This window comes from Herminiimonas sp. CN (genome assembly GCF_000622895.1).
GTDB lineage: Bacteria > Pseudomonadota > Gammaproteobacteria > Burkholderiales > Burkholderiaceae_D > AVCC01.
This window is the reverse complement of the sequence record NZ_AVCC01000065.1, coordinates 1-18,638: the sequence shown is the minus strand read 5'-3', so window position 1 is coordinate 18,638 and position 18,638 is coordinate 1. Positions and strand designations below refer to the sequence as shown.

Sequence of the window (18,638 nt, the reverse complement as noted above, 5' to 3'; positions counted from 1 at the left end):
ACCTACCCCTTATTTTGTCCGATTTTTTAAATCCTGATTCCTGATGCTGCCACAGGCAGAACCCATAATGCAAACTGAACACTTTATCGCCGGCAAAGATGCCTCGCTCGAATTTTCCATCCAGTCGATGCAGGAAAAACTGCTGGCGCGCGGCTTCCATATCGAAGAGCGCTCCTGGCTCAATCCGATCGAGGGCGTTTGGTCGGTGCATATCCGCGACCGCGACTGTCCGCTGATGTTTACCAACGGCAAAGGCGCATCCGAGCAGGCAGCGCGCGCCAGCGCGCTGGGCGAATTCTTCGAGCGCCTGTCGTGCAACTATTTCTGGACCCATTATTATCTGGGTGAAAAGAACGCCAATGCAGCATTTACTCACTACCCGCAGGAGCGCTGGTTCCCGCTGGAAGCGGACGACGGCAGCTGGCCGCAGGACTTGCTGACACCCAAGCTGCAGCAGTTCTATAACCCGGAAGGCAGCATCGACGCCGAGATGCTGGTCGATTACAACTCAGGCAATGATGAGCGCGGCATTTGCGCGATCCCGTATGTGCGCCAGCGCGACGGCGTCACGGTCTGGTTCCCGGTCAATATCATCGGCAACCTATATGTCAGCAACGGCATGTCGGCCGGCAACACCCAGGCCGAAGCGCGTACCCAGGCACTGTCTGAGATTTTCGAGCGCGACGTCAAGTTCCGCATCATCCGTGAAGGCATCTGTCTGCCTGATGTGCCGGAAGAAGTGATCAATCGCTACCCGCGCATCGCTGCCGGCATCCGCGATCTGCGCGCCGCCGGCTTCGGCATCCTGGTGAAAGACGCCTCGCTCGGCGGCCAGTATCCGGTCATGAACGTGACACTGCTCAATCCGAACGACCAGGGCTGCTTCTCCAGCTTCGGCGCCCATCCGCGCTTCGAGATCGCACTGGAGCGCGCGCTGACCGAGCTGCTGCAAGGCCGCGCGCTGGCATCGATGGACGGCTTCCCCGAGCCCGGTTTCGATCTGGAAGAAATCGCCCATTCGCAAAACCTGGAAATCCACTTCGTCGATTCGAGCGGCATCATCAGCTGGAACTTCCTGAAGGACACACCGGACTTTGCCTTCCACGACTGGAACTTCGGCACCACCACCGCCGAGGATTACGCGTGGTCGATCGCCAAGATCCACGCCATGCAGCACGACATCTACATCGCCGACTTCACCCATCTGGGCGTCTACGGCTGCCGCATCCTGGTGCCCGGCATGTCGGACATCTACCCGGTCGAAGACCTGGAATGGGACAACAGCAGCGTCGGCAATGCGATCCGCGAACCGATCCTGCATCTGCAGGAGCTCGACGACGAGGAGTGCGCGGACCTGCTAGAGACACTGAACGATCTCGGCCTGGCCGAGCAGCGCCCGGTGGCCGCAGTGATCGGCCTGGCAGCGGATGCCGCCTCGCTGTGGAAGGAATTGCGCATCGGCGAGCTGAAAACCCTGCTGGCGCTGGCCATCGGCGACAGCGAGGCGATCCGCGAAGGCTGCGACTGGATCCGCAACTTCAATCAATTGAACGAAAGCCGCCAGCGCGTCTATCGCTGCATCGAAAGCTTGATCGGGCTGGAGGACAGCGCGCCGTTCGAGGTTGCACTGCAAAGCCTGTATGGCGCCGAAACGCTGGCGCAGGCCAAGGCCTTGCTCGCCAGGGAAGATCGGTTTTACGGCCTGCAAACCCTGGGCATGAACCTGGACGGCTGCGAAATGCACCAGCAACTGTTGGCAGCGTACGGCAAGGTGCAGCTGGCAAAACAGGCGGCGGTGGCTTGAGTCTATGAGTAAATTGACACTCGATCGCATCCTGCAATCGCAAGGCTTCGGCACCCGCAAATGGTGCCGTACACTGATCGCCGATGGCGAAGTCAGCATCAACGGCGCTGTCGTGACCGACCATCGGGCCCAGATCGAGACTGACGGTCTGGAGCTGGCTATCTTCGACGAAGTCTGGCCGTACCGCGCGCAGGTGTACATAGCACTGAACAAACCGGCCGATTTTGAATGCTCGAGAAAGCCCAGCCATCATCCGGGCGTGCTCAGCATCCTGCCGGAACAGTTCACCTGGCGCGACGTGCAGCCGGTCGGCCGGCTCGATCACGACACCACCGGCATGCTGCTGATGTCGGACGACGGCCCGTTCATCCATGCGCAATCGTCGCCGAAGCGGCATATCCCGAAGGTTTATGTCGCCACCACCGCGGAGCCGGTCACGCCGGAGCTGATCGCGCAGTTGCTGGCGGGGGTGCAGCTGCACGACGAACCGGCGCCGCTGGCGGCGCTAACGTGCCGCCAGCTCGGCACGCATAGCCTTGAAATCGTGCTGGAGCAGGGCAAATACCATCAGGTCAAGCGCATGCTGGCGGCCGCCGGCAACCATTGTGCAGCGTTGCACCGCAGCGCAATCGGCAGCCTGACGCTGGAAGCGCTGGGGCTGGACGAGGGCGAGTGGTGCTATCTGGATGACGCGCAACGGGCTTTGCTGGCACCGGCGGCGATTGACGGCTAATACAATGCCATGCAAGTCGGATTTGCCTTCGGCCTGTACAGAATGCCATTGGAGTATGCCAAAAAATATACCAGCCTAAGAGTGGGCGCATATCGTTGAAACCCGCAAAATCAATTCCATCACCGCTGATGAAAACTGCGGAAAGACTTGCACCGTAAAGGCGCAGGGCTTCGTTCACACTTCGCCTGTATTTCCTGTCGGCATAATCAAATGACTCTCACTCATGTGATGCATTATTCATTCCATATTGCAACATTTATATTTTCACTACAAAAATTTGTTATTATGAAAATAATCAACAGGGCGGATAACTACTCAACCTATTCACGTTTCAATCACTTCACGTACGAAATTTTTGTACCATTTAAATGGTTCGACTAGAAAAATTACTTCATTTATTTGACTGCAACACTCCAGAAGCTTGGAGTGCCACCCTCTTTGCGATTGCTAGAGACTACGGGTTCAGTCATACGCTTTTCGGGATCGTCCCAAGTAAGACTGTCCCGTTTGAAACGGCGTTTCTCAAGAGTAATTACCCAGGCGAATGGAGAGCGACCTACGATAATTTGCAATTACATTCCGTGGATCCGACGGTATCGCACTGCCTTGGAAGCATGCTACCGATTGCTTGGAAAGCGGATACTTTCAAAGGAAGGGAACAGAATGAATTTTACGAACAAGCTTGTGGATATGGATTGCGGTCAGGAATTAGCTATCCCGTTTATGGGTCTTCCGGTGAGTTTGGTATTTTAAGTTTTGCCACTCACTATTTCGAACACGACGCCAATAGCAAGTGTTTCGATGCATTGGCGACGTTATCGCTAATACGTGACTATGTCTTCGAATCATCGAAAAAATTTCTCCAGAATGCCTATCCTCCACCAGCACACATTAAATTGACACCTCGAGAATTGGAATGCTTACAGTGGGTCATGGGCGGAAAATCATCTTGGGAGATTTCCAGAATTCTTCGCTGCTCGGAAGCTACGATTAATTTTCATGTTTCTAATTTCAAGAAGAAATTTAACGTGCAAACACGCCAACAAGCGGTGGTCAGAGCAATAAAAGTAGGATTAATTATTCCTTCCTAGTATGGAATGAACTTTCAACTCAAGCCCCATCGGTTGGTTATTATTGTGCAGTGCCGTCAAAAGGTCTGTATCGCTAACTTTCTTTTCCAAATAAAGCTCAATTAATATTGCTACAGATGGCGGAATACCTATACCCTTTTCGAAGCGGCTTCCGCGCGATTGCGTAACACCAAACCGATACCAAAAATCCGTCTGATTTTCCCTCCAAACCTTCCGTAGTGATTTTAAATTCTTGGCGTAAATATAGTCGGACGTTTCCCCGAAGATGTCTTTCGTCATGTTAAGTTGTTACGTTGTTTTTAACTTTCACTTAGTGTATCAATTTTGGGCTCGTGAAGACCAAATGAGCTATTCATTTCACAACAAGCCTATCAGACTTGATAGTTACGATTTTATGCAATTTGCATAAATATTGGGCTCCAAAATACATTTATCGGAGTCAAAATGTCTCTAACTGTCGAGATCGCTACAAGACGAGATTTTAAAAATGCAGACCTCTGGGACATGCATAAACTGAGAGCGAAGGTTTTCCGTGGACGTATGGGATGGGATGTACCAATCATGAGCGGCATGGAAATAGACGGATATGACGCTATCGACCCGTATTACATGATGATGCGGGAGCCTGGAGGTATTTTGCGTGGTTGCTGGCGTCTCCTGCCGACAGAAGGCCCCTACATGTTAAAAGACACATTCCCACAACTTCTCCATGGCACCTCTCCACCTGAGGATCCAAGAATTTGGGAATTAAGCCGGTTTGCAATTGAGACCGGAGGGCAGCAAGTTTTCGGTTTTTCCCATATTGCGATGCAGTCGATCTGGGAAATCATTGCCTACGGACACCGTGTCGGGATCGAACAGTATGTGACAGTTACCACGACGGCCATCGAACGCATGCTGCGCCGGGCAGGAGTTGTGATAAAAAGGTTCGGCACTCCCCTTACAATTGGGGTCGAAAATGCAGTGGCTTTATATGTGGATATTGACAAATCGTTTCGGACGTTGCCATCTTTCGGAATTAAAGCGTCCAGCGCTTTCGTCGCAATGGCACCACTTTGAAGTGTCGAATCAATAAAGTATGAACTTACACACAAGGTATGCCATCCAGTTTGATCTTTACCTTCAAAGGCTTCTGCTCCAACTCCGAGGGATAACACCCGGAGCAATCACATTAGACAAGTCAATTTTGAAGATCGAGAAGCTTACTGAGTTAAATCAGTAAATCGTATCCGATCTTGAGTCGTTTTCTGGCGAGGTTAACGAGTTTGGTCTTGGTGCTGATTTAACTCGGTAATTGATTTGACACTCTAATAGTATTGACAGTAATAAAGTCGGGTTGGCGTTTCAATGCTATGCCCGACAATCTATTGGATGCCCTGTCTGTTATTTCTATAATAAATTTGCCTTCGTGTCTATCTATCAGAACTGATAGCTAGTAAAACCTTGATATTAATCATATCGTTTCATGGTAAATCGAAATGTTCTGGAGTGCTCCTTCTGCCTGCAGATATCAGGTTACGGTTGGAATCGTCTTTCGCTATGTCGTGAATAAATTTTATTGTAGAAAACCGACATAAATATTTGAAAATATTTTTGATAAAGGAATTATGAAATGAAAGCAATATTGAAACTGGTTTTTTGCATTACATTTGCATTTTTGATTGCAGCCCCTGCTGTTGCGGCCGATGGCAGTTACGTGTCATACGCGCCCGGCGTTACTATTTCCACGAAAAATACCGATGTTTATTCATGGGTTCCTGTAGTGGGTAGTCAAGCGGCTAACGGGACGCTATCTAACGTTAAATGGAGCTATAGTTTTTTTAGTACAAGGCCGAGTGATTTTGTTGCTCTTCTCTGTTTAAATAATACGAGTTCTTGTTTTGACATCACATCTTTTGCGTCAGGTAGTACCACCAGATTTAATGGGCTGCCTTCCTCCGGAAAATTTTTCATGCTGTACCGAGTGAATGGGACTGGAACGATGATGCCCGTGACAATGAATTCAGCGCAGGTTACTGTGAGTTTTCACATAAATTAATTCCTGATGTGATGTATCTTCCTATGGAGCGCTGCGGTATCCATTTGCAGCGTTTCATAAGAGTCAAATGCTGTTGGTTGCGTAACGGTGCGAAAGGGAGATGTATCATGAATACGTCCATCCGCATCGTTCTTTCGAATTTTTTCATTCAGCATCAATCAAGGAGAAAATAATGAGCATTAGCGCCGTGCTGCCGTCTGCGATCTCAACCGCCACCGTGAAATCCTCCGCATTGCCGGTCAAGGCAAGTTCAGATGCGGCCAATCCTGCGGCAAGTTCCAGCAAGGTGACTGTGTCATTCCAGGCCGCTCTTCTAGCGGCGAATCAAACCGTATCAACCGACGCGGTGCAAACGAGCGACCCATTCCATAAGGACTGGAGTTCTTTCCTGAACGGTTATCGAGACTCTCCGGCAGCTAGTATTCTCGACTCAGCCCGTGAGTACGCTTACGAAAATAGGGATACGGGCGGTATAGGCGGCCTAATCGATGTCAGTGATTGGAATAACATCCGGTACTCCTCGGGTGCCCCGGTGACAGCGGAAAGCCAACGCTACTTTGTCCAACAGGAAGCCAGTTTCCGGCAAGAACGGATTGCATTATTTGAATCGGAGATTGCAAAAGGCACTGCGCCGATCGATATCCTGACAAAATTGTATCAGGCACATGAAAATCAGCCCGCCCGGTATCGCGCAATGATGTATGGCCCTCTGAATCAGCAGGGAACAGTCAATACATAAAGCATTCCCGCGCCAAGCTTCGCGGTGAACACATGCTTGCAAGTCATTGAGGTGATTGAGTCATGGCTTGCAGGTAAATTAAAAGATTCTGGAAAAGTCCGAATCGTCCAAGACCGTAACGCTCATTACGCACTGGTCAATAGATGATCATTCTCGACAATATTCACAAAAATTATAGAAGCGGAAATAGTGATGTTTCTGTCTTGAATGGCATCTCACTATGTATTGAAGGCGGAGAATTTTGTTCCATCATGGGCGTATCCGGCTCCGGAAAAACCACACTTCTCAATATCATAGGTTTGCTGGATAACGCGACATCTGGACAATATTTTTATCAAGGGAGCGATGTAACGACGGTGCCTGCCAATACTCTTGCCGAAATGAGAAATCGGCAGTTCGGATTTATTTTCCAGTCATTTCATCTTCTTCCTCGCATGACTGCACTGGACAATGTTGCACTGCCTTTGTTATATCGAGCGTCACCGAAGCAGGACAGTCGTCGTTTGGCGCTTGCACAATTGAAAAGAGTAGGACTTGCAGACCGCGCGCATCATCGACCGGAAGAATTGTCAGGCGGGCAGCGGCAGCGGGTTGCGATAGCGCGAGCGATGATTGGCAACCCTTCCATTATTCTGGCGGACGAACCGACAGGAAATCTGGATAGCCTTGCAGCCCAGGATATCCTGAATCTGCTGCATGAACTGAATCAGGAAACCGATATGACGGTCGTCATTGTCACTCATGACTCATCCATTTCCATGCAATGTTCAAGGCGTATCCTGATTCAGGATGGCGCGCTCAAGGAAGATAAAAAAGAACGGCGTAGCCTGGTCAAAAAGGCTTGATGAAAACGCGATAAATCCGTTTTGAAGAGAGTATCTTGCTGTTTATACGATTGCTGGAAGATGCGTTTGAAAGCCTCTATGCCCATCGACAACGGGCATGGCTTGCTTTAATCGGCATCATTATTGGAACCGCATCCGTCATTGCCATGATCAATGTTGGACGCAATGCTGCCGAAGAATCGACGCGCCAATTCAAAGCAATGGGAACGAATATTGTGGTTGTCCAAAATGCGCCATCGACCGATGGTATCAGCCACACGATATCCCTTTCCGATTCCCTAGCCCTACCCATTGCCCTTAAGACGGTGGCGGCAACTGCTCCTATTATTAATAGTTCCGCAAACATTTCATTTCAAGGAAAAAATATCTATGCCGGTATCGTTGGTGCGACCACCTCCTTGAAAGACGTTGTGAAATTGCCCGTTTTACGCGGGCGTTTCATATCAGATTTTGATCGCTTTAAAGCATTCGCTGTGATTGGTCCAAACTTGGCAGACGCCTTAAGTACATCGGAGCGGCGCGTACAACTTGGCGATGCTGTTCGCATCGAAGATTATCTTTTTACGATTATTGGGGTTACAGACGAGGCTATGCAAAATCCACTCCTACCTGTCGAATTTAATAACGCCATAATTATTCCTTTGGAAAGCATGCGACGTTTATCGTCTAATTCAGACATTTCCAGCGTTATTGTCCGCCTAGTGGAAAACGCAGACACTGTAACGGCCTCTGCTGAAATTCGCGATTATTTCCAATCGAAAGCAACGGGAAGTTCTATTCAAGTTCAAAGCGCCCGGCAATTAATTGAAGGAATGCAGCATCAAAACCAATTATTTACCTATCTGCTGACAGGCATAGGCAGTATTTCTCTTCTCGTAAGTGGCATTGGAGTAATGAATGTTCTGCTCATCAGTGTATTGGTGCGTAAACGCGAGATTGGTCTCAGGATGGCGATTGGCGCGCGGGAAAGAGATATTTTTATGATGTTTTTAATAGAAGCCAGCGCATTGACATTGGTCGGCGGCGCCATCGGAACGATTCTTGGTCTTATTCTTGCGTACTTGATTGCATATATTTCTGATTGGCACTTCGTATTGACGCTCAGCTCCTTGCCGCTCGGAATCGGGATGTCGGTCGTTATCGGCCTTTTTTCAGGCATTTACCCTGGAGTGGCGGCAGCTAGGCTTCACCCTGTTATCGCTCTTCGATCTGAATGAAAAAATCTACCTCTCGCTACCGTCGCTTCTCTCTTATTGTCATTCTGTCTTTCTTCATCAGTGAGTCTCAGGGATCTGAAACGACCAAGGCTATCAGTAAAAATCCCAAATCGTTCGCCGTCGCCCCGCCTGCTGTAGAAGGAACTCCCATACCACTGTCAATGGCAGATGCTGTTTCCCTCGGTCTAAGAAATAACCGCGCAATTCGAAGCGCCTATTTACAGAGAATCAGTCAGAAATTTAACTTGCGTGTCGCGGAGAGTAAATTTACACCTCAGCTTTCGATCAACGGCTCTTATCTCAATATGCGCGACTCAAGCAATGGGGTCACTGATACCACCGCGCTAACCCCCGCCGCAACTATCAATATTCCTACAGGTGCCCAACTTTCACTTACCTGGGCGAATACAAGTACCAAGATGAACGACCAAAATCGTTTGCCTTCGTCGGTGTTGACACTTTCCTTCATTCAACCACTTCTGCGTAATGCCGGAAGAGATATAAGCTTAGCATCAGTACGTACCGCCAGAATTGATGAGAGTATCAATATATTGAATTTAAAAATTACTATTTCTCAATCGATAATACAAATTATTTTTTCCTATCGCGAGTTTTTGCGAGCGCAAAATCAGTTGAAAATTGCTGAGGATGCTTTAAGTCGCTCACAAAGTTTATTGAAAATTAATAATGATCTCATTAATGTTGGACGCATGGCAAAGATTGACATTATCCAAACGGAAGCGGACGTCGCGAGTCAAGAACTTGCTGTAGAAGAGGCGGCAAATCAGATCGACTCGGCCCGATTGGCATTGCTAAGCTTACTTGCTATTGATTCCAGAGCAAACGTGTTGGCAGTCGATGCATTTTTTTTAAAGCCAATATCTGTAGATGTAAATGAGGCGCTTTCAATTGCACTTGAACACCAGCCCGAATATTTATCTGCTTTACTTTCGATTGAGCGAGCCAAAATCAATTTGGGGGTTGCAAAAAATCAGCGCTTATGGGATTTATCTATAGTTGCTGCAGTGACCCATAATAAAAACACCTCGTTTCTACAAAATGAAATCGCACAAGGTCAGCAAAAAAACACCTATGTAGGCTTGCAGCTCGCTATCCCATTAACCGATTTGACGCATCAACAGGCAGAGGTGGCAGCTTCTACGAACTTACAAAGTGAAACTCTTCAAATGGAAGAGCTACGTCAATCGATTGAGCAACGTGTTCGCGACGCAGTAAGAAATGTCCAGACACGGTGGCGGCAGTTTGAGATTGCCCAACGGGCACGGAATCTGTCCTTAAAAAAGTTGGAAGCGGAACGGGAAAAACTTCAGGTTGGCCGCTCATCTAATTTCCAGGTATTAAGTTTTGAGAGTGATTTGCGTAATGCAGAAAACGCTCAATTGAATACCATGAACGCCTATCTCAATGCGCTTACCATCCTCGATCAACAACAAGGCAAAACGCTAGATTCATGGCAAATCACTCCGAACGATTGAAGTGGATAAATACTATGCAAAATCCTCGATATTGGATTTTTCGATATCAACGCATTCGGATACTAAGCATCGTCCTTGTCATAATGACAGTTATCATGCTTGTTATTCAGCATTGGCATCTTTTTGGGCCAAGAAATGCCTCGACAGACACGACTTCCACACAAATTTTTATAGCAAAAAAACAAGTAGTAATAAACAAATTGTTGGCGGTTGGATCGGTCGAACCCGGCCGTATCGTCAATGTGGTCGGACCTTTAAATGGGGCAGTTCAAAACAAATATTTTGAGTACGGCAATCAAGTTGAACAGGGTCAATTGTTACTCGAAATCAATTCAACAGAACTCGAAGCAAAAATACGCGATGCGCAAGCCGTCATGTTGAAATCGGCTCGGGCTTTTCACGACTTGGAAGCATGGAATAACCGTCCAGAAGTCTCGCGCGCGAGACGCGGTGTAATCGCTGCTCAAATCTCCTTAGAAGAGGCGCAGCGCAAAGCGATGGAAACAGCGATGCTTCTAGAGCGAGGCATCGTATCGAAAATGGAACATGATGCTTCGGTTCAACAAGTCAACACACAGGAACTCCAGTTTGCTGCAGCAAAAGAGGATTTCGAATCCACCTTACAAAAGGGTGACGCTGGAAACCGCCAGATTGCAAGATTGGAATCGGAAAGTGCCCGCAAAAAATTTGAGGAGCTAAGCGCTGAGATCGGTCGTAAATCCATCCTGGCACCAGTCTCCGGCGTTATTCTTCAAGCTCCGGCAAATGTGACTGGGGCATCCCCACCCTTACCAATAGTAGTTGGTGGTCGCGTGACGCAAGGGCAAATAATGTTTAGCATTGCGAATAATGAGACACTTGCTGTCATTGCTAAAGTTGATGAGATTGACGTTAACCAACTTCAAAAAGGTCAAGCTGTTGAGGTGACAGGTGATGCTTTTCATTCGTCCCCTGCCCAAGGGGTTGTTTCCCGGATTTCTGCTCAAGCACTACCGAATGGATCTTCATCCAAAACTGCAACTTTTGAAATTACTGTCACCATCCCTAAACTTACGGCAGAACAAAAAAAAATTATCCGCGTTGGAATGTCCTCTCGCTTGTCAATTATTCGATATCAAAATATGAACGCGATCGTATTGCCCACTGCCGCTGTGCATCAAGTAAATGGTAAATCATTTGTTTCGATAAAAAATTTGCCTAAGGGGCAACCAAAGAAAACTGAAGTTGTATTGGGGCAGGCAGTAGAATCAGGCATCGAAATATTGGAAGGAGTGCATGAGGGTGATCAAATTATTATCGATAATGGAACGCCAAATTACCATTTACCGCATATGAAACCTGCGGTAAATAAAAATACTCCGTAGGTTTTTGTTGAACTTGCGAAGCTTGGGATGCAACCGTAAAAATCATTTTCTGCGGCACCGATCCTACGGCTGCAAATCAAAGCCCCGCCGCCAGTTCTGCTCCTTCCCGAATCGCCCGTTTGGCATCCAGTTCGGCCGCCAGCGCCGCGCCGCCGATCAGGTGGAAGCGCGGGCCGCTACGGGTTTTTTTCGATGGCATCAGCTCGGCCAGCGCATCCTGGCCGGCGCACAGGATGATGTTGTCAACTTCCAGCAGGCGCGCTTTGCCGTTGACCGTGATGTGCAGGCCCCGGTCGTCGATCTTGTCGTAACTGACGCCCGCCAGCATTTCCACTTGATTGCGCTGCAATGTGGCGCGGTGCACCCAACCCGAGGTTTTGCCGAGGCCAGCGCCGAGTTTGCTGGTCTTGCGTTGCAGCAGGGTGATTTGCCGCACTGGTATTGCCGGCGTCGGTACGGTCAACCCGCCGTTGCCGCTATCCGGTGCGGCGTGCAAATCCACGCCCCACTCGCCGGCCCAGTGCGCCACCGGCACCGGCAACGGTGTTGCAGGGTCATGCAGCAGAAATTCGCCGACATCGAAGCCGATGCCGCCGGCGCCGATGATCGCCACGCGCCTGCCGACGTGCGCCTGGTCGCGCAGCACATCGATGTACGACAGCACTTTCGGGTGGTCGATGCCGTCAATCGGCGGCGTGCGCGGCCGGATGCCGGTGGCGACGATGATGTCGTCGAAACCCTGCGCCATCAACTGTGCGCGGCTGACGCGCTGATTCAGCACCAGCTTGACGCCGGTGAGTTCGATCCGGCGCCCGAAGTAGCGGATGGTTTCGCTGAACTCCTCCTTGCCGGGCACCCGCATGGCCAGGTTGAACTGGCCGCCGATGCGCTCGCTGCTGTCGAACAGCGTCACATCGTGGCCGCATTCGGCCGCCACCGTGGCGGCCGACAAGCCGGCCGGCCCGGCGCCGACCACGGCGATCCGGCGTTTTTTCAGGGTTTTGTTGTAGATCAGTTCGGTCTCGTGTCCGGCGCGCGGATTGACCAGGCAGCTGGCGCGCCGGTTGGCGAAGGTGTGGTCGAGGCAGGCCTGATTGCAGCCGATGCAGGTATTGATCTGGTCGCTGCGGCCGGTCGCGGCCTTGTTGACGAAGTCCGGGTCGGCCAGGAACGGGCGCGCCATCGAGATCATGTCGGCCTCGCCGTTGTGCACAATGTCTTCGGCTTCGGCCGGCATGTTGATGCGGTTGGAAACCACCACCGGGATCGTCAATTCCCGCCGCAGGCGCGCAGCCACGCTGCGAAAGGCGGCGCGCGGCACCGAGGTCACGATGGTCGGTACCCGCGCCTCGTGCCAGCCGTAACCGGTATTCATGATAGTCACGCCAGCCTGTTCCAGCGCCTTGGCAACCGCGACCACGTCATCCCAGCTATTGCCGCCGTCGACCAGGTCCAGCAGCGAATGGCGATACATGATGATGCAGTTGGTGCCAACTGCGGCCCGCACCCGGCGCACGATCTCGACCGGCAGCCGCATCCGGTTTTCAATCGAGCCGCCCCAGCGATCGGTGCGCAAGTTGGTGCGGGCGCATAAAAACTGATTGAGCAGATAGCCTTCGCTGCCCATGATTTCGACGCCGTCGTATCCGGCGCGCTGCGCCAGCCGGGCGCAACGGACGTAGTCGCGGATCGTGCTCTCAATCCCTTTCTCTGTCAGCGCGCGCGGGCGGAATTTTGATATCGGCGATTTCACGGCTGAGGCCGAGACTACCAGCGGCTGATAGCCGTAACGTCCCGCATGCAGGATCTGCATCAGGATCTTGCCGCCTTCCTGATGCACGGCGGTGGTCACGCGTCTATGGTTCCAGAGATCGAACACGCTGTTGAGGGTGCCGCCGAACGGCAGCAGCCAGCCGCGCCGGTCCGGCGAAATGCCGCCGGTGACGATCAGGCCGACCCCGCCGCGCGCCCGTTCGCGGAAGTAGGCGGCCAGTTTGCCGTAGTTGTAGAAGCGGTCTTCCAGCCCGGTGTGCATCGAGCCCATCATCACCCGATTGCGCAGGGTGGTGAAGCCGAGGTCGAGCGGGGCTAGCAGATTGGGGTAATGGAGATTGGTCATGGTGGCCGCAGGTACCGCTTCAAAAGGGAAAGCAGTATTGGAACCTATTTCCGTAGATGGCAGACTCTAAAATCCGAAAATAACCAGCAAGTGCCGTCGTGCAGGTTGAAATCCGTTTGCAGTGGACGCGCGGAGAGTCATGTTCCAGATTTCGGCATGATTGCAAAATATTGCCAGTATTTTGCAATCAATCTTGCATATAAGCGGAAGATGCTATGTTAATAGCTATACTCCAACCCGTATTATGCGTTCGATGCATCAGGCAATACCGATCAGCATTGCCTAGGTTGCCACGAGGGCTACGGCTGCTGCGGCGCTTCTCCTCCCAGCGCCGCGACCAGATCGCCCAGCATGTGGTTCAGTTCGCCGGTCATCAGTGCGAAGTCGGAGTCGAAACGCTCTTCATCGTTTTGCATCTTGCTGTCGGAGTTTTCCTTGATCACATCCAGCGCGGTGACGCGCTTGATCGCCAGCGACTCGGTCAGCACGAAAGATATCCGGTCGGCCCAGGTCATTGCCAGACGCGTGCATTGTTTGCCGGCGGCAATGTGGCGCCGCACATCGTCCGGATCGATGGTGTGGCTGACGTAACGCACGGCGGCCTTGTCTTCGCCGGCGGAACGCAATTCGGTATCCTGATCGATGCTGAAACCGGCCGGCGCTTCATCGGCCGCCAGCCAGGAGGTCATGGCTGAGGCCGGCAACTGCGCCACCCGCAGGCTGTATAGCGTCACATCGTTGACCACTTTCAGCAGCGGTTTCAGCAACTCATCGGCTCGCGCCGGACTGGCGGCATCCACCACCAGCCAGCCGTTGAGCGGATCGATCCAGGCCCAGGTGTTGCGGCGGATGCTGAATGCGCGCGGCAGCAATTCATCGGTAACTTGCTCCTTGAGATCCTTCATCTGCTTGCGGCCGGGCTTGAATCCCTGCTGTTCTTCGAGTTCCGTCGCCTTGGCTTTGCAGACCTGGTTGATGACCGAGGCCGGCAGCAGCTTCTTTTCGGTGCCGAGCATGATCAGCATCTGGCCGTTGACCGTGTGCACCAGCAGGTCATTGTCGCGCGGCGAAGCCCAGCCCTGGTTCTGCAGGTCCATGCTGGTGGAGGGAGAAAATGCCAGTTTCGCCAGCGCCTGATGAAGGCTCTCGGCAGTCAGGTTGACGGGCAGGGCAAGGCGATACAACTGGAGATTTTTGAACCACATGATGGATATTTGGAATGGAATAAGCGAGCGTGGAATCTCCGGCCAAACGGTTGTTCGGACGGAAATTGCCGATTACAGGAAGGATCCGATCACATCGAGTGATCGAACCGTGGAATTTAGCGGTTGCGTTTCTTGCTGATGACAGCCTTGACGCGATGGTTGCCGGCGCGGGCGCTGCTGCGGCCGGCACGGCTGGCAAACGGGACCTGCAGGCGCAGGTGCTGCCCGAAGGTCAGCTTGTCGTGGCTCAGGCTGTTCCAGTCCTTGAGTTGCGCAATCGTTACTTGATAGCGCGTGGCGATCGAGGCCAGGCTGTCGCGCTTGCCAACTTTGACCACGATGCGGCGAGTATCGGGATGATCCGGCTCGACTGCCATGGTGGCATTGTCCGCGACGTCGGCGGTGATGTCGCTGTAGGTGGCATCGCTGACTTTCGGCACCAGAATGGTTGACCCGGCCTTGAGCACCATTTTCTGCGGGATATGATTGACTTCGCGAATCACCTCCGCCTTGGTGCTGAACATATGGGCGATGTTTTCGATGCGCTGGCGGGTGCTGACAGTGATTGAAGTCCAGGTCGAGAGCGGACGCTGCCATTTGGCGAGATTGCGCTGGAATTTTTCGGCGTTTTCATGCGGCAATAAAATCTGGGTTTTGTCGCCGCCGATGATGACCGGGCGATTGAACTGCGGATTCAACGCCTTGAATTCATTGATCGGCAATTCCGCCAACTGGGCAGCGATCTTGACGTCGATGTTGCGGGTTTTATTAATGGTGACGAAATAGGGCTGATTTTCTACTTTCGGCAATTTGATGCCGTATTGTCCCGGGTCGGCGATGATATTTTTGATGGCCAGCAATTTCGGCACGTAATTGCGGGTTTCTGCCGGCATCAGTTCCGACAGGCTATTGAAATCGGTCGGCTTGCCGGCGGCTTCGTTTTTCTTGATGGCGCGCTGCACCGAGCCTTCGCCCCAGTTGTAAGCTGCCAGCGCCAGTTGCCAGTCGCCGAACATGCCGTACAGCTTTTCCAGATAATTAAGTGCAGCGTCGGTTGACGCCAGAACGTCGCGCCGTTCGTCCTTGAACATGGTTTGTTTGAGTTTATATAGCAAGCCGGTAGAAGGAATGAATTGCCACAGGCCGGACGCCTTGGCGCTGGAGTAGGCTTCCGGATTGAAGGCGGATTCGACAAAGGGCAGTAGCGCCAGTTCGGTCGGCATGCCGCGCTTGTCCAACTCTTGCACAACGTGAAATAAATAGCGCGATGCGCGGCTGGTGGTGCGAAGAAAATAATCCGGGTTGGCGCTGTAGTGTGCGGCTTGACTGGCTACCAGCGGATTATCCAGATCCTGGATATTAAAACCCTTCCGAATGCGGGCCCAGACATCGACCTCTTCCATCGACAATACTTGTGCCGCAGCGAATTCGGGATTATTGCTGTCGCCGGAAAAACTCAGATCGGATACTGCGCTCGGTGCCATGATGGCAGAGGAAATCGTGATGTCGTTGGCTTGGCCGAAGAGGGGCGCGCTCAGGCACAGAAGTAGCGCGATCTTGAGTGGAAGTCGGTTAAATTGGGGCATGGGATCGATATGGTTTGGCCGGAGCATCATCTCCGGGGGCATAGATTCAATCGCTGGAGTGTACGTAGCTGCCTTTTATCGCGCAAGTAATATTACATTTTGCTTGTCCGTGCACAATATTGCGGCAGTAAAAGTAGTGGATAAAATTTCCTGAAAGTATTTTTGTAAAGTATTCTCAAAAAATATTTTTCCACGCCCGCAGCGCGGCAAAGGCAGCTGCCGGCGTACTTTCCTGCAGTCTGCCGCAGGCGATCAGGCGCTCGGTAACAGCGGGGATCTGATCGCGTAGAAAGGGATTGGTCGCCTTTTCCAGCCCGATGGTTGACGGCACGGTCGCCAATCCTTGCGCGCGCTTGGCCTGTTCGCGCTCGAAGCGCGCCGCCAGATCGGCATTGTCCGGCTCGACTTCCAGCGCAAAGCGCAGATTGGCGAGCGTGTACTCATGCGCGCAATAAACTTGCGTCGTATCCGGCAATGCCGCAAGTTTAGCCAGCGAGGCGCGCATTTGCGCCGGCGTGCCCTCGAACAGGCGGCCGCAGCCGCCGGCAAACAGGGTGTCGCCGCAAAATAGCCAGCCCTGTCGCGGCGCTACATAAGCGATATGATCCAGAGTATGGCCAGGCACCTCCAGCACCGAGAAATTCAGTCCCAGCTCAGGCACGATCACGTCATCGCCTTGTGACAGTGGCTTGCTGATTCCTGCGATAATCTCACTCTTGGGGCCGTATACCGGAACTGTAAAGTGCTGTAATAATTCTGCGACTCCACCCACATGATCGCCGTGATGATGTGTCAGCAAAATGGCGACCAGTTTCAGCCGCAGGCGGGCCAGCACCGCTAGAATGGGCGTCGCATCACCGGGGTCGACCACTGCAGCAGAGCGGCCGTCGTGTATCAGCCACAGGTAATTGTCGTTAAACGCAGGCACCGCCAGTACAAGCAAAGGTTCAGGAAGTTCAGTAGACATGGCAGATCCGTCATCAGAAAAATCCATTATAGCGCTCGGTTCCTGGCTAAATACGCCAGCCGGCCGCTACGTGCGCGCCTGGGAGCAGGCCCGTCTGGACGCATTGACCGCGGATATTTTCGGTTTCAATGCAGTGCAGATAGGGCTGCCGCAAATCGCCGCGCTGAACGCCAGTCGGATGCCGAACCGCTGGCTGAGCAACACCCATGTTCCGCAGCAGACCGCGCTGCCGATCACCTTGCTGCATGATTTCACCGAGCTGCCGTTTGCTTCGCAAAGCATGGATCTGGTGGTGTTGCCGCATGTGCTGGAGTTCGCCCAGGAATCGCACCAGATACTGCGCGAGGTCGAGCGGGTGCTGATACCGGAAGGGCAGGTTATCATCAGCGGCTTCAATCCGGCGAGCTTGTGGGGCATGCGGCAAGTCGTTGGGCGGCTAAGCGGCGCCCATTTCCTGCCGCAGAATGGGGAGTTCATCAGTCTGCCGCGCTTGAAGGATTGGCTCAAGCTGCTCAATATGGAAGTCAATCGCGGCCATTTTGGTTGTTATGCGCCACCCTGCAAGACCGAGCGATGGCTGCAGCATTTTGCCTTTATGGAAAAAGCCGGCGATCGCTGGTGGCCGTATTTCGGCGCAGTGTATATCGTGCAGGCGATCAAGCGTGTCAGGGGCATGCACCTGATTGGGCCGGCCTGGAGCAAAAAAGCGGCGCAAGCAGGCAATCGCGTGCCGGTCGCCAATAAAATTAACAGAAAGCAAAATGGATAAAGTGGAAGTTTTTACCGATGGCGCCTGCAAGGGCAACCCCGGGCCGGGCGGCTGGGGCGTACTGCTGGTGGCCGGCGACAAGAAGAAGGAATTGTTTGGTGGCGAGGCCAATACCACCAATAACCGGATGGAGCTGACCGCCATCATCGAGGCATTGACCGCGCTGAACCGGCCATGCGAAGTGGTATTGCATACCGATAGCCAGTACGTGCTCAAGGGCATTACCGAGTGGATCGAAGGCTGGAAGGAGCGCGGCTGGAAAACCGCGGCCAGAACGCCGGTTAAAAATGTCGATTTGTGGCTCACCCTGGATGCCGAGCAAGCCCGGCATCGCATTCACTGGCACTGGGTGCGCGGGCATTCCGGCCATGCCGGCAACGAGCGCGCCGATGCCCTCGCCAATCTCGGTGTGGAATCCATCATTTAAATTAAATACCGAGGGTATGCTGGAAATTCCATTGTTTTTCGCATAAAAATAGTGGAAATAAAAAATACACGTTCCAGTATATTTTGGTGCCAGAAACGGGTAGCGCATGCGACAAATTCTTCTCGATACAGAAACCACCGGTTTGAATGCCCGCTCGGGTGACCGCATCATTGAAATCGGTTGCGTGGAGCTTCTGAACCGTCGGTTGACCGGCAGCAACCTGCATTTTTATATCAAT

Annotated in this window: 18 protein-coding genes; 13 read left to right on the top strand and 5 right to left on the bottom strand. The window is 52.2% G+C overall.

Annotated elements, in window-relative coordinates; genetic code table 11:
- Positions 1–67: 67 nt before the first annotated feature.
- The 3 genes from ycaO (at position 68) to HMCN_RS18790 (ending at position 3,628) form a co-directional block, all read left to right on the top strand.
- Complete coding sequence (ycaO, locus tag HMCN_RS0113210; RefSeq protein WP_025917837.1) at positions 68–1,804, top strand: 30S ribosomal protein S12 methylthiotransferase accessory factor YcaO; 1,737 nt, start codon at positions 68–70, stop codon at positions 1,802–1,804.
- A 4-nt stretch (positions 1,805–1,808) separates the two neighbouring features.
- Positions 1,809–2,537: a pseudouridine synthase gene (locus tag HMCN_RS0113205; RefSeq protein ID WP_025917836.1), complete on the top strand. Its 729-nt coding sequence runs from the start codon at positions 1,809–1,811 to the stop codon at positions 2,535–2,537.
- Between the two features lie 368 nt (positions 2,538–2,905).
- On the top strand, positions 2,906–3,628 hold the full coding sequence (locus tag HMCN_RS18790) for a LuxR family transcriptional regulator (RefSeq protein ID WP_081801514.1): 723 nt from the start codon (positions 2,906–2,908) through the stop codon (positions 3,626–3,628).
- Here HMCN_RS18790 and HMCN_RS19390 read toward each other — a convergent pair.
- Positions 3,611–3,907, bottom strand: a complete 297-nt coding sequence (locus HMCN_RS19390; RefSeq protein WP_025917835.1) for a helix-turn-helix transcriptional regulator — start codon at positions 3,905–3,907, stop codon at positions 3,611–3,613. The genes HMCN_RS18790 and HMCN_RS19390 overlap by 18 nt on opposite strands.
- Before the next feature lie 165 nt (positions 3,908–4,072).
- On the opposite strand from HMCN_RS19390, the gene HMCN_RS0113195 reads away from it, so the two are divergent.
- The 7 genes from HMCN_RS0113195 to HMCN_RS17770 all read left to right on the top strand — a co-directional run bounded on the left by HMCN_RS0113195 (position 4,073) and on the right by HMCN_RS17770 (position 11,327).
- A complete protein-coding gene (locus HMCN_RS0113195; protein WP_025917834.1) occupies positions 4,073–4,687 on the top strand; it encodes an acyl-homoserine-lactone synthase in 615 nt (204 codons plus the stop codon).
- Positions 4,688–5,240: 553 nt separating this feature from the next.
- Positions 5,241–5,666 carry a flagellar protein FlhE gene (locus HMCN_RS18785; protein WP_081801513.1) on the top strand — a complete coding sequence of 142 codons (426 nt, stop codon included), beginning with the start codon at positions 5,241–5,243 and terminating at the stop codon, positions 5,664–5,666.
- Between the two features lie 172 nt (positions 5,667–5,838).
- The gene (locus tag HMCN_RS18360; RefSeq protein ID WP_155837575.1) at positions 5,839–6,405 is read left to right on the top strand and encodes a hypothetical protein; all 567 of its coding nucleotides are present in this window, start codon (positions 5,839–5,841) and stop codon (positions 6,403–6,405) included.
- 143 nt (positions 6,406–6,548) lie between these two features.
- On the top strand, positions 6,549–7,250 hold the full coding sequence (locus tag HMCN_RS17775) for an ABC transporter ATP-binding protein (RefSeq protein WP_035627091.1): 702 nt from the start codon (positions 6,549–6,551) through the stop codon (positions 7,248–7,250).
- A gap of 35 nt (positions 7,251–7,285) precedes the next feature.
- Positions 7,286–8,467 (top strand): ABC transporter permease, encoded by a 1,182-nt coding sequence (locus tag HMCN_RS0113170; RefSeq protein ID WP_051566957.1) that lies wholly within the window; start codon positions 7,286–7,288, stop codon positions 8,465–8,467.
- Positions 8,464–9,963, top strand: coding sequence for a TolC family protein (locus HMCN_RS0113165; RefSeq protein ID WP_025917830.1), 1,500 nt, complete (start codon positions 8,464–8,466; stop codon positions 9,961–9,963). The genes HMCN_RS0113170 and HMCN_RS0113165 overlap by 4 nt, the downstream gene beginning before the upstream one ends.
- Positions 9,964–10,046: 83 nt before the next feature.
- Complete coding sequence (locus HMCN_RS17770; RefSeq protein WP_162174149.1) at positions 10,047–11,327, top strand: efflux RND transporter periplasmic adaptor subunit; 1,281 nt, start codon at positions 10,047–10,049, stop codon at positions 11,325–11,327.
- A 76-nt stretch (positions 11,328–11,403) separates the two neighbouring features.
- Here the strand turns inward: HMCN_RS17770 and HMCN_RS0113155 are convergent, their stop codons facing one another.
- The 4 genes from HMCN_RS0113155 to gloB all read right to left on the bottom strand — a co-directional run bounded on the left by HMCN_RS0113155 (position 11,404) and on the right by gloB (position 17,204).
- Positions 11,404–13,446 (bottom strand): NADPH-dependent 2,4-dienoyl-CoA reductase, encoded by a 2,043-nt coding sequence (locus HMCN_RS0113155; RefSeq protein WP_025917828.1) that lies wholly within the window; start codon positions 13,444–13,446, stop codon positions 11,404–11,406.
- 299 nt (positions 13,447–13,745) lie between these two features.
- Entirely contained in the window at positions 13,746–14,651 is a 906-nt protein-coding gene (locus HMCN_RS0113150; RefSeq protein WP_025917827.1) for a recombination-associated protein RdgC, read from the bottom strand.
- A 116-nt stretch (positions 14,652–14,767) separates the two neighbouring features.
- Positions 14,768–16,237 carry a transglycosylase SLT domain-containing protein gene (locus tag HMCN_RS0113145; RefSeq protein WP_051566961.1) on the bottom strand — a complete coding sequence of 490 codons (1,470 nt, stop codon included), beginning with the start codon at positions 16,235–16,237 and terminating at the stop codon, positions 14,768–14,770.
- 175 nt (positions 16,238–16,412) lie between these two features.
- The gene (gloB, locus tag HMCN_RS0113140) at positions 16,413–17,204 is read right to left on the bottom strand and encodes a hydroxyacylglutathione hydrolase (RefSeq protein WP_025917825.1); all 792 of its coding nucleotides are present in this window, start codon (positions 17,202–17,204) and stop codon (positions 16,413–16,415) included.
- Between gloB and HMCN_RS0113135 the strand changes: the two genes are divergently transcribed.
- The 3 genes from HMCN_RS0113135 to HMCN_RS18780 all read left to right on the top strand — a co-directional run.
- Complete coding sequence (locus HMCN_RS0113135; protein ID WP_025917824.1) at positions 17,203–17,973, top strand: class I SAM-dependent methyltransferase; 771 nt, start codon at positions 17,203–17,205, stop codon at positions 17,971–17,973. The genes gloB and HMCN_RS0113135 overlap by 2 nt on opposite strands.
- A complete protein-coding gene (rnhA, locus tag HMCN_RS0113130; protein ID WP_025917823.1) occupies positions 17,966–18,400 on the top strand; it encodes a ribonuclease HI in 435 nt (144 codons plus the stop codon). Before HMCN_RS0113135 ends, rnhA begins: the two co-directional genes overlap by 8 nt.
- 106 nt (positions 18,401–18,506) lie before the next feature.
- A partial coding sequence (locus HMCN_RS18780; protein ID WP_255342438.1) for an exonuclease domain-containing protein occupies positions 18,507–18,638 on the top strand: 132 nt, incomplete at its 3' end.